The sequence below is a fragment of the Pseudorhodoplanes sp. genome (genome assembly GCF_050250235.1).
Taxonomy (GTDB): domain Bacteria; phylum Pseudomonadota; class Alphaproteobacteria; order Rhizobiales; family Xanthobacteraceae; genus Pseudorhodoplanes.
Genome location: NZ_JBFWPA010000167.1, coordinates 1 through 10,863, shown reverse-complemented (window position 1 = coordinate 10,863; position 10,863 = coordinate 1). Strand labels below are relative to the sequence as shown.

General features: G+C 61.0%; 9 protein-coding genes and 1 pseudogene. 6 read left to right on the top strand and 4 right to left on the bottom strand.

Features of this window, described 5'->3' with window-relative positions:
* The 4 genes from AB7F49_RS34535 to AB7F49_RS34520 form a co-directional block, all read right to left on the bottom strand.
* Positions 1–1,141 (bottom strand): thiolase C-terminal domain-containing protein (locus AB7F49_RS34535; RefSeq protein ID WP_428530838.1); only part of this gene is annotated, 1,141 nt, incomplete at its 3' end.
* An 18-nt stretch (positions 1,142–1,159) separates the two neighbouring features.
* Positions 1,160–2,272 carry a CaiB/BaiF CoA transferase family protein gene (locus AB7F49_RS34530; RefSeq protein WP_428530847.1) on the bottom strand — a complete coding sequence of 371 codons (1,113 nt, stop codon included), beginning with the start codon at positions 2,270–2,272 and terminating at the stop codon, positions 1,160–1,162.
* Positions 2,273–2,299: 27 nt separating this feature from the next.
* Positions 2,300–4,456, bottom strand: a complete 2,157-nt coding sequence (locus AB7F49_RS34525) for an acetate--CoA ligase family protein (RefSeq protein WP_428530835.1) — start codon at positions 4,454–4,456, stop codon at positions 2,300–2,302.
* A gap of 148 nt (positions 4,457–4,604) precedes the next feature.
* Positions 4,605–5,540, bottom strand: coding sequence for a FadR/GntR family transcriptional regulator (locus tag AB7F49_RS34520; protein ID WP_428530832.1), 936 nt, complete (start codon positions 5,538–5,540; stop codon positions 4,605–4,607).
* A gap of 269 nt (positions 5,541–5,809) precedes the next feature.
* Here AB7F49_RS34520 and AB7F49_RS34515 point away from each other — a divergent pair.
* From AB7F49_RS34515 to trbJ, 6 genes and pseudogenes are all read left to right on the top strand, one after another.
* Positions 5,810–6,061 (top strand): annotated as a pseudogene (locus tag AB7F49_RS34515) (helix-turn-helix domain-containing protein); the annotation flags it as partial.
* A 145-nt stretch (positions 6,062–6,206) separates the two neighbouring features.
* A complete protein-coding gene (gene trbB, locus AB7F49_RS34510; protein ID WP_428530829.1) occupies positions 6,207–7,205 on the top strand; it encodes a P-type conjugative transfer ATPase TrbB in 999 nt (332 codons plus the stop codon).
* 23 nt (positions 7,206–7,228) lie between these two features.
* Complete coding sequence (locus AB7F49_RS34505) at positions 7,229–7,534, top strand: TrbC/VirB2 family protein (RefSeq protein WP_428530844.1); 306 nt, start codon at positions 7,229–7,231, stop codon at positions 7,532–7,534.
* Positions 7,534–7,803 carry a VirB3 family type IV secretion system protein gene (locus AB7F49_RS34500; RefSeq protein ID WP_428530841.1) on the top strand — a complete coding sequence of 90 codons (270 nt, stop codon included), beginning with the start codon at positions 7,534–7,536 and terminating at the stop codon, positions 7,801–7,803. Before AB7F49_RS34505 ends, AB7F49_RS34500 begins: the two co-directional genes overlap by 1 nt.
* 10 nt (positions 7,804–7,813) lie before the next feature.
* Complete coding sequence (trbE, locus tag AB7F49_RS34495) at positions 7,814–10,249, top strand: conjugal transfer protein TrbE (RefSeq protein WP_428530826.1); 2,436 nt, start codon at positions 7,814–7,816, stop codon at positions 10,247–10,249.
* Positions 10,246–10,863, top strand: a 618-nt coding sequence (gene trbJ / locus AB7F49_RS34490) for a P-type conjugative transfer protein TrbJ (RefSeq protein ID WP_428530823.1), incomplete at its 3' end; no start/stop codon positions are given. The genes trbE and trbJ, both read left to right, overlap by 4 nt.

Genomic DNA, 10,863 nt, shown 5'->3' with positions numbered 1-10,863 from the left:
CGGCAATCATCATCGAGACATGGGCGTCCGCGACCTGATTCGGTGATTGTCCGCGAATTTGCCGCACGGCCTCGATCATAAGATTCATGCCATGCATGTAGCACTCCGCCAAGTGTCCGCCGCTCGTGTTGAGCGGAAGCTTTCCATTCGGCGCTGTGAGATTCTCAAACGTCAGAAAAGCGTTGGCCTCCGCAGGAGCAAAAAAGCCATGTTCCGCGAGACTCATCGCCACGCCACCCGTGAAATTTTCATAGGCTTGAACGACGTCAACATCGCCAGGCTGGATTCCTGACATATCATAGAGCCGCCGGGATACGGTACGGAAATTGGCGGTGGCGTAACCGGGTGCTGAGTGAGACGGCGCGGCGTGCCGATGCTCTGAGCCAGACGCGGCGCCGAGAAGATAGGCAGGAGGATGGGGAAAGTCTCTAGCTCGTTCGGCTGCCACCACGATCATAGCAGCTGCGCCATCGCTCTCCATACAACAATCGAACAAGCGGAAAGGCTCCACGATCCAGCGCGCTGCGTCGTAACGCTCGGGGTCAAGGGGCTTTCCGCACATGATGGCACGTGAATTATTTTGCGCATGGTGAGAGGAGGCGAGAGCGATTGCGCGCAACGCTTCCGATTTGACGCCATGCTCATGCATGAAGCGCCGAACCTTCATCGCGAAACGTTGCGCAGGTGAGATTGCTCCATAGGGAACTGGGAAGGCCATATCGCCAGCGATAATGGCGGCAGTAGCACTATAATTGAGTGCTGCGCCACCATGACCATAGCGCACGTGCTGCCCTTGCGCGAGTGCCCGATGCACGACCACGCATTCTGCAAGGCCACTTGCGATCGCCGCGGCTGCATTGGCTACCGCACCCGCAGCGCCACCTCCGCCTCCGCCCCACTGCATACTCGAATGCCTCAGCTCATGAATGCCGAGAGCGGTAGCTAGGCGCACGGCATCATTACGATCGTCGCTGTACGAAGCAAATCCGTCGATGTCGTGCGGAGATATTTCCGCGTCGTGGCAGGCGGACAGGATAGCCTTCAACGCAAGCTTAAATTCAGCATCGGATGCTTGTCCGTGACGATAATAATCGGTCTCTCCGATTCCGACGATCGCGACCTTGTGGCGAAGCGAGCGCATGCGATCCGCCCCCTCTCATTACCGAGTAGGCCATCGACGCAACGCCTCGGTAGGCTCGATCCAACTCGCGGGCGCCGGGCACCCGCTGCCCCTTTCGAAGCGCGGAGCGGGCGCTGGCTGCGAAACACCTTCGAGTTCGACAAATGTCTGCCGCGAGATGATATGCGGATGAGAGCGCGCCTCGGACAACGACAGCACCGGACTGACGCACGCATCCGTCCCAACGAATTGCGCCGCCCATTCGTCGCGGGTTTTGGTAGCGAAGACCGACGCAAGACGCTCGCGAATGATCGGCCAGTTCGCTCGATCGCCCCGCGGCGGAAGATCGTCGGGCTTGAGGCCCAGACCGTCGAGCAAGGCAGCCCAGAATTGTTCCTCAAGTGCACCAACCGCAATATAGCGGCCATCTCGCGCCTCGTATGTGTCGTACCAGGGCGCGCCACCATCGAGCAGGTTCGCGCCCCGTTCTTCCACCCACATTCCGTTTGCGGCGAACGCACAAAAGACCGACATCAAGCTGGCGGCGCCATCGATCATGGCTGCATCGACGACCTGACCACGCCCGGTTTTCGCCACGTCAATCGACGCGGCAAGGACGCCGAGCGCCAGGTAGAGAGCACCGCCGCCGTAGTCACCGACAAGGTTCAACGGTGGAACGGGACGCTCGTCGGCGCGGCCGATCGCGTGCAGCGCGCCCGACAGCGCGATGTAGTTGATATCGTGTCCGGCTGTCTGACTGAGCGGCCCTGACTGTCCCCAGCCGGTCATACGCCCGTAAATCAGGCGTGGGTTTTGTCCCATGAGTATGTCCGGCCCAAGCCCTAGCCGCTCCATGACTCCCGGACGCAGACCTTCAATGAGGATATCAGCACGCGCCGCAAGGTTTTTGACCAACGCGACTCCTTCGGGTGACTTTACGTTCGTCTGAACCGAGGGGCGGCCTCGTTGCAGGACGTCTATCCGCCGATTCAGACCTTCTTCACTCTGTCCCGGACGTGCTATGTGGATGACGTCTGCACCCATGCCAGCAAGCAACATCGCGCAGAATGGGACTGGGCCGAGCGCGTCCATTTCGATCACGCGCAAGCCTGCAAGGGGGCCGGCTAATGGTGCCCGTTTTGCTTCTGACATAGCGATATCCACGGTGAACGACCGAATTTACATTATTGCGTCACTTGAACACTTAAGTACGATCAAAGCATCAGCGGCGGTCGCGCCGTCAGGTGTTGCAATGATTGGGTTGACGTCGATCTCCTTGATTATGTCACGCAAATCGTATGCAAGTTCGGACAGCCGACATATTGTATCGGCGAGAGCGTCGCGATCAATTCCTGCCTGACCACGATATCCCTCAAGGAGCTTCGCGGCCTTCAGGGCATTTAGCATTGCCCGAGCATCGACCGGCGAGATCGGCGCAAGACGGACGGCAGTGTCGTTCAGCAGCTCAACCAAAATGCCACCCAGGCCAACCGCGACCAACGGACCAAACTGCATATCATTCTTGACGCCAACGATCGTCTCGATGCCGCGCGGCAACATTTTCTGCACGCAGACGCCCTCGATCCGCGCCGTCGGTGCATAGCTGCGGGCGGCCGCAAAAATCTCCTGCGCCGCCTGCCGAACGTTGTCGGCGGAGGTAAGGTTCAGCCGAACTCCGTCAGCTTCCGTCTTGTGCATGATATCCGGGGAGGCGACCTTCAGCACGACCGGGAAGCCGATGCATTTTGCCGCCGCCACGGCCTGCTCCGCGTTGCGTGCGGTTACCTCTTGCGGAATTGCAACGCCATATTCTGCCAGGATTCGTTTCGAGGTAGTTTCTGACAGAGCCGGACCCTGTTCGTCGGCGATAATTCGACGCGCTACATCGGCGGCGCTGGCCGGAGAGCGGCGGGTACCGCGAACTGGCGCTTGCCAGGCGTGCCAATCGAACCATGCCCGAAAAGTAGCAAGGCACCGATCCGCGGAACGAAAGTTCGCGACCATGGGATCGGCGTCAAATATTTCGGTGCCGGGACCTTCAAGCCATTCATTCATCCAGACAACCGCAATCGGTTTGTCTATATTACGCGCCGCCTCGACCACCATCGGCGCGCGCGCGACACTAGACGCCGGATGCGCAAACACCATTGGGACGACATAGCCTGAGTAGCTTGAATCATTAAGAAACGCGTTGAGACAATACGAGAACGTCTCGGCACTCTTTAGCACTTCTGCAGTAAGGTCTGCCGGATTCGCCACTGATCCAAAATCGGGCACAACCGAACGCAACTTCTCGGCGGTCGCATCCGTGAGCGGTGGAAGCACGATGCCATGTTGCTCAGCTTTGTCAGCGCAAATGACCGCCGCTCCGCCCGAAGTCGAAAGGATGCCGACGCCGCGCCCCTGTGCGGGCTTTCCCGAATGCGCGAAGAAGGATGCCATTTCGATGACCTGCTCAAGATTCTCGACCATCACGGCACCTGTTTCGTCAAGTGCGGCGCGATACGCAGCAAGCGAGCCGACGAGACTGCCGGTGTGCGAGCGCGCCGCCTGGGCGCTGATCTCACTATTGCCCGCCTTGTAGACGATCAGCGCCTTGCCGGCAGCCCGCGCGCGGCGCGCTGCTTCGAGAAAATGGGCTCCGTCCTTTACGCCTTCAATGCACGCGATGATCGAGCGTACATCCTCGTTCTCCGCCAAATAGGAGATAAAGTCAGCCACGTCGACGTCCGCGGAGTTACCAGCCGCGAGGTAGTGTGAAAAGCCAATGCCCCGCGCCATGCCCTGGAGGAGGGCGTAACCAAGTGCACCGCTTTGGGATACGATCGCCATAGGGCCGCGCTTGTGACCCATCGCGTCATAATCGGGCATGAAGTGCATCCCAGCCTTCGTGCGGGTATTGGCCAAGCCGACGCAGTTTGGGCCCGCCACCGCCAGCTTGAGGCTTCTCGCGGTGCGGATGAGTTCGTCCTGCTCGGCAACACGGTCGGGCTCGCCGGTTTCGCTGAAGCCGGAGGCATAGACGATTGCACCTCCAGTTCCGACGGCTCCAGCTGCCTCAATCATGCTCTGCACCATTGGCCGTGCAACGCAGAGCACGACACAATCTGGCGATTCGGGTAAGTCGCTGAGCGAGGGAAGGCAAGGTCGATCTAAAAGCGTACGATACTTAGGGTTGATCGCAAAGACCTTGCCTTGAAACGAGCGCATATTGGCCAATGTTCGCTGCCCGAATGAGCCCTGTGTTTCCGAAGCGCCGACTATGGCGACCACTTTCGGATCGATCAGCCGTGCAAGATCATCATGTTTATAGAGCGCGCGCGCCCGACTGTGCATCTGTTTCCTTCCAGCAGGACGTGGGGGCACCTCGGTCCTGAAAACGACGTCAGCGCGGAAATGGACTGACCAATTGACCTATTGAGTCGGGGCGGACCTTGTCAAGCGCCAGCGCCTATAGGCTGAAGACGCGCCATGAGGTTTGAGCTCAGCCTGAAGCTGCGACCGTGACGGCGATCACCTTCTTTGCGTCCCGCCGGCCTTGCGGAGTACCGCTTTTCCGGGCTCGCTCCGTTGCGAGCAAATGCTTGTTCAATGTCGTGAGGTAGGTCCGCATGGTTTCACAAGCGCTTTCAGTGTCGCCGCCCGCGATTTGATCGATTAGGCGGAGACGCGAAGCGACGACCGGATCGTGCGGCGGCGGGCCGGCCACTACAACGAACCCCCGGATCACTGAAGCCATAGCTTCCAAGATTGCCGACATCACCTGGTTTCCAGTCGAATTCGCCAGTAATGTACTGAATTCTACTGCCTTCAAAGTCCGCTCTTCGTAACGGCCTCGTTTGGTGAGCTCCACGGTCTCGACGACGTTTCGTTTAAGCTTCGCGATGTCGCTGGCGCTTGCGCGCTTGCAGGCGGTTCTCACCACCGTGTCCATCACCAGCAGCCGCGCCTCTAGGAGCGTCGCAAGCGATATGCGACCGAAATCCAGCATGTCGCGAAACGTGCGCGTCACCTGGCCCGCGCCGCCTTCGGTGATGAAGGCGCCCCCTTTACTTCCCTTTTTGAGTTCGACAATACCGGCGATCTCAAGACTTCGGATCGCTTCTCGTAGCGCCACCCGGCTGACATCAAACATTTCTGAAAGCTCGCGTTGGGAGGGCAGTCGATCGCCAGCCTTTAGCTCGCCCGTCACCAGCTTCGCGCGGATCGAGTCGCAGATCTCCTCAAAGATGCGGCGTGTTCTGATCGGGCCGAACGCTTTGCCACTCGACGGCGAAATAATGGTGACTTTCGCCGATCGTTGTGTTTTACTTTTCCAGCGCTTCGCGTTGGATAGTTTTTTTGGCATGCGCGTCCTTACTCTCATCCTTTGCGCTATCATGTCACACCCAAGCCAGAATTCCTCACGACCAAAACTCATTTAGCTCTCGACGATGGGTTTGCTCATGAGCCTTACAGTAAGGGCTTTCTGCTGCTTACCTGACGCACTGATCTACTATCAGAAATTCGTCAGTTCCTAATGCATCTCGGTTATTGGCTCGACCTATGCCGTCAAGCGAGGACTCGTTTTATCTAGCGTCAACACCATCGAAACTATCCCGTTCAAGGCCGACGACGAGCCTCTGAACTCTTTGCTGCACACTGTATCGTGCCGCCAGCTACCGCAGCTTGTGACACACTGCAAATTCCCTCAATATCACCCAGCCGACTTTAAGCAAACGAATACGCAAGATTGAACATCAACTTGGCGTTCTTCTATTGGGGCACTCGATCGGTCGCCCTCAGCTCACCTGGACGGCAAGAGTGTCGCTATTCGAGCACGAAGCGTATTCAGAAAGTTCGAAGAAATTAAACAGCGCGCGAATCCACACTCAAGCAGTTGTACTCACGCTAAAAATCTACTCAAGTGTAATTGGTACGGGCATCAGCCTCCTCGCGTGAAGAGCTGTTCTCCTCTTTCTCCTGTATTTTTTCGCCCCTTTGCGATGAGTCTCTGACTCTTGTTGCGCCACTTCGCTTCCTGCCTTTTCTATTCGTCCCCGATGTCCGGCCCGACTCCACGGGCCGACGCAGCGCCGGGGGCAACATGGGGAATGCAACTCCCAAGGCAGAAGCGGTCACGCGCGGTGCCCGCATGCTGCGTACGGCGCTCGGGCCGGACATCACCACCTTCCTGGAAGACCCGAGCGTCGTCGAGGTGATGCTCAATCCTGACGGTCGCGTTTGGATCGACCGTCTTTCGGAAGGTCTGTGCGACACCGGTGCTGTAATCGCGTCGACAGACGGGGAGCGCATCATCCAGCTGGTTGCCCATCACGTCGGCGCTGAGGTCCACCATCGCGCTCCGCGCGTCTCAGCGGAACTGCCTGGAGCAGGCGAGAGATTCGAGGGTCTGTTGCCGCCCGTCGTGTCTGCGGCGGCGTTCTCGATCCGCAAGCCCGCCGTCGCGGTCTTCACGCTCGACGACTACTCGACAACCCGCATCATGACGACGGCGCAAGCGGAATTGCTGCGGAAGGCCGTCGCCGAACGGCGCAACATCCTCGTCGCCGGCGGCACCTCGACCGGCAAGACCACGCTCACCAACGCGTTGCTTGCAGAAGTCGCCAAGTCCGGCGATCGCGTGGTCCTGATCGAGGATACGCGCGAGCTACAGTGCCGGGCTCGGAATCTCGTGGCTCTCCGCACCAAGGACGGCGTTGCGACGCTTTCCGACCTCGTGCGCTCGTCGTTGCGGCTTCGCCCTGACCGCATCCCGATCGGTGAAGTCCGCGGCGCAGAAGCCCTCGACCTCCTGAAAGCCTGGGGCACAGGCCATCCAGGCGGCATCGGCACCATCCATGCCGGCACCGCGCTCGGCGCGCTGCGACGTCTTGAGCAACTCATTCAGGAAGCCGTCATCACGGTACCGCGTGCCCTGATCGCGGAGACGATCAACATCATCGCAGTGCTGGCCGGGAGGGGCGCACAGCGCCGGCTCTCCGAACTTGTCCTTGTCGCCGGCCTTGATGCGACAACCGGCGACTACGTCATCTGCCCACCCGAGACGTGCGGCGATCCCAAACGGAACGGAGACTATCCATGACCGCGCACCTACACGGCCTGTGCATGCGGGTTGCACTGATCATCGCCGCCGTCACGATCTGCGCGTTGTCGGTATCGCCTGCGAGAGCGGCCGGCTCGTCGATGCCCTGGGAAGCCCCGCTTCAGCGCATCCTGGAATCGATCGAGGGCCCGGTCGCGAAGATCATCGCGGTGATCATCATCATCGTGACAGGCCTGACACTCGCGTTTGGCGACACCGCGGGTGGCTTCCGGCGGCTGGTCCAGATCGTATTCGGGCTCTCGATCGCGTTCGCCGCGTCGAGCTTCTTCCTGTCGTTCTTCTCCTTTGGCGGCGGAGCGCTCCTGTGATGCAGCTAAGCGAGCCTATCGCCGGCTTCTTTGCGCCGGTCCATCGTGCGCTGACCGACCCGATCCTGCTCGGCGGGGCGCCACGCTCGGTCGCGATTGCCAACGGCACGCTCGCGGCTGCAGTCAGCCTCGGCCTGCGGCTCTGGCTCATCGGCATCATTCTTTGGGCGGCGGGACATTTCGCGGCGGTCTGGGCGACGCGGCGAGATAGCCAGTTCGTTGAAGTCGTGCGTCGGCATCTGCGCTATCCCGCGCATTTCCGGCCATGAGGTTCGCGAGATGATGAACCTCGCCGAGTATCGCAACCGCACCGCAAGCCTTGCAGATTACCTGCCCTGGGCGGCACTCGTCGCGCGCGGCATCGTCCTCAACAAGGACGGATCGTTCCAGCGCACGGCCCGCTTCCGCGGTCCTGACCTCGACAGCGCCACGCCGGCCGAGCTGATCGGCACGATCGCGCGGCTCAACAGCGCTTTGCGCCGGCTTGGATCGGGCTGGGCGATTTTCGTGGAAGCCCAGCGCAGCCCCGCGACCGCCTATCCCGACAGCGTCTTTCCGGAAGCCACGTCCGCGCTGGTCGATCTTGAGCGTCGTGAGCAGTTCGAGGCCGCCGGCGTGCATTTTGAGAGCCGCTACTATCTCTCCTTTCTCTGGATGCCGTCGGCCGAAGATGCCTCGCGCGCAGAAAGCTGGCTTTACGAGGGCCGCGAGCAAACTGGTGTCGATGCGCATGAACTGCTTCACGGCTTCATCGACCGCACCGATCGCGTCCTGCAACTTTTCGAAGGTTTCGTGCCCGAGGTCGACTGGCTCGATGACCCGGAGACCCTGACCTACCTGCACTCGACAATCTCCACCAAACGCCAGCGTGTCCGGGTTCCCGAAACACCGATGCATCTCGACGCGCTCCTGAGCGATCAATCGCTCGTCGGTGGGCTCGAACCCCGTCTCGGCCGCGCGCATCTGCGCACGCTCACGGTGATCGGATTCCCGACGGCAACCTATCCCGGAATCCTCGATGAGCTGAACCGGCTAGCCTTCGAATACCGCTGGTCGACCCGCGCCATCCTCCTCGACAAGACTGAAGCCGTCCGGCTGCTGACCAGGATCCGGCGCCAGTGGTTCGCCAAGCGCAAGAGTATTGGTGCGATCCTCAAGGAGGTGATGACCAATGAAGCGTCGGTCCTCCTGGACAGCGATGCCGCCAACAAGGCGGCCGACGCCGATGCAGCATTGCAGGAACTGGGGTCCGATGACGTCGGACAGGCTTACGTCACTGCCACCGTAACCGTGTGGGACGAGGACGCCGGCATCGCGGCAGAGAAGCTGCGGCTGGTCGAAAAGATCATCCAGGGCCGCGACTTTACCTGCATCGCGGAAGCGCTCAACGCGATCGAGGCCTGGCTTGGCTCGTTACCGGGTCATGTCTATGCCAATGTCAGACAGCCGCCGGTCTCGACGCTGAATCTCGCCCACATGATCCCGCTTTCGGCGGTCTGGGCCGGGCCGGAACGCGACGAGCACTTCGCGGCGCCGCCGCTTTTCTTTGGCCGGACGGAGGGCGCGACCCCGTTCCGGTTCGCACTCCACGTTGGCGATGTGGGGCATACGCTGGTGGTCGGCCCGACCGGCGCCGGCAAGTCCGTGCTGCTGGCGCTGATGGCGCTGCAATTCCGGCGTTATCCGCAATCGCAGGTCTTTGCCTTCGATTTCGGGGGGTCCATCCGGGCTTCGGCCCTGGCCATGAACGGCGACTGGCACGATCTGGGCGGCGGCCTGTCGGAAGGCTCCGATGTCTCGGTCTCGCTCCAGCCGCTCGCCGGCATTCACCACGCGCCGGAGCGGGCCTGGGCGGCCGACTGGGTTGTCGACATTCTGAGTCGCGAGGGCATCGTCCTGACGCCCGAGCTGAAGGAGCATCTGTGGGCGGCACTGACCTCGCTTGCGAGTGCTCCGGTCGCAGAGCGCACACTGACGGGCCTCGCGGTACTGCTTCAGTCGGCAAAGCTGAAGCAGGCCTTGCAGCCCTATTGTATTGGTGGCGCCTACGGGCGTTTGCTTGATGCCGAACAGGAGAGGCTGGGTGAGGCCCCGGTTCACGCGTTCGAAACCGAGGGGTTGATCGGAACGGGCGCCGCCGGCGCCGTGCTGGCCTACCTCTTCCACCGCATCGAAAGCCGGCTCGATGGCCGGCCGACGCTGCTGATCATCGATGAGGGCTGGCTTGCCCTCGATGACGGCGGCTTTGCCGCCCAGTTGCGCGAATGGCTTAAGACCTTGCGCAAGAAAAACGCCTCGGTCGTCTTCGCCACGCAGTCGCTCTCCGACATCGACGGCAGCCCGATTGCGCCGGCCATCGTCGAAAGCTGTCCGACCCGTATCTTCCTTCCCAACGAACGCGCAATCGAACCACAAATCACCGCGATCTACCGGCGTTTCGGTCTGAACAACACGCAGATTGAGATCATCGCCCGCGCCACGCCCAAGCGCGACTATTACTGCCAGTCCCGCCGCGGCAACCGTCTGTTCGAGCTCGGACTCGGCCCGATTGCGCTCGCCTTCTGCGCTGCCTCCTCGAAGGCCGACCACGCGGCCATCGACCGCGTCATCGCGGAGCATGGCGCGGACCGTTTCGTCCAATCCTGGCTCGCGGCGCGCGATTTGTCGTGGGCCGCGGACCTCATCCCCGACCTGACCAATCTGGAGGCATCATGAATACCAGGCATTCGCGCGTCCGTGCTGCTCTTCTTGCGGGATCCTTCGTTGCAGCATTGTCGATCCCGCCGGCATCGGCACAACTCGTCGTGTACGACCCAAGCAACTATGTCCAGAACGTACTTCAGGCAGCGCGGGCGCTGCAGCAGATCAACAACCAGATCACCGGGCTGCAGAATCAAGCGCAGATGCTGATCAATCAGGCCCGCAACCTTGCAAGCCTGCCGCAATCCTCGCTCAGTCAGATTCAGCAGTCGATCCAGCGCACACAGCAGCTTCTGGGGGAGGCGCAGCGTATCGCCTATGACGTCGGCCAGATCGACCATGCCTTTTCCACGACCTATGGCGCGGCGTCAACGACAGCCAGCGACCAGGGACTGATCGACGGCGCACGAGAGCGCTGGCGCAACTCGGTGGCCGGTCTTCAGGACGCCATGAAGGTTCAGGCGGGCGTTGTTGCCAATCTCGACACCAACCGCGTCGAGATGTCCTCCCTCGTCACGGCAAGCCAGACCGCGACCGGGGCGCTGCAGGCGACACAAGCTGGCAACCAGCTCATCGCGTTGCAAACCCAGCAGATTGCCGATCTCACCGCGGCCTTTGCCGCGCAAGGC

Bases quoted from the DNA above. Each gene is read 5' to 3' on its own strand.
- AB7F49_RS34525 (WP_428530835.1), bottom strand. From the start codon at position 4,456: ATGCACAGTCGGGCGCGCGCGCTCTATAAACATGATGATCTTGCACGG.
- trbE (WP_428530826.1), top strand. From the start codon at position 7,814: ATGATGAACCTCGCCGAGTATCGCAACCGCACCGCAAGCCTTGCAGAT.
- AB7F49_RS34505 (WP_428530844.1), top strand. From the start codon at position 7,229: ATGCGGGTTGCACTGATCATCGCCGCCGTCACGATCTGCGCGTTGTCG.
- AB7F49_RS34500 (WP_428530841.1), top strand. From the start codon at position 7,534: ATGCAGCTAAGCGAGCCTATCGCCGGCTTCTTTGCGCCGGTCCATCGT.
- trbB (WP_428530829.1), top strand. From the start codon at position 6,207: ATGGGGAATGCAACTCCCAAGGCAGAAGCGGTCACGCGCGGTGCCCGC.
- AB7F49_RS34530 (WP_428530847.1), bottom strand. From the start codon at position 2,272: ATGTCAGAAGCAAAACGGGCACCATTAGCCGGCCCCCTTGCAGGCTTG.
- AB7F49_RS34520 (WP_428530832.1), bottom strand. From the start codon at position 5,540: ATGAGTTTTGGTCGTGAGGAATTCTGGCTTGGGTGTGACATGATAGCG.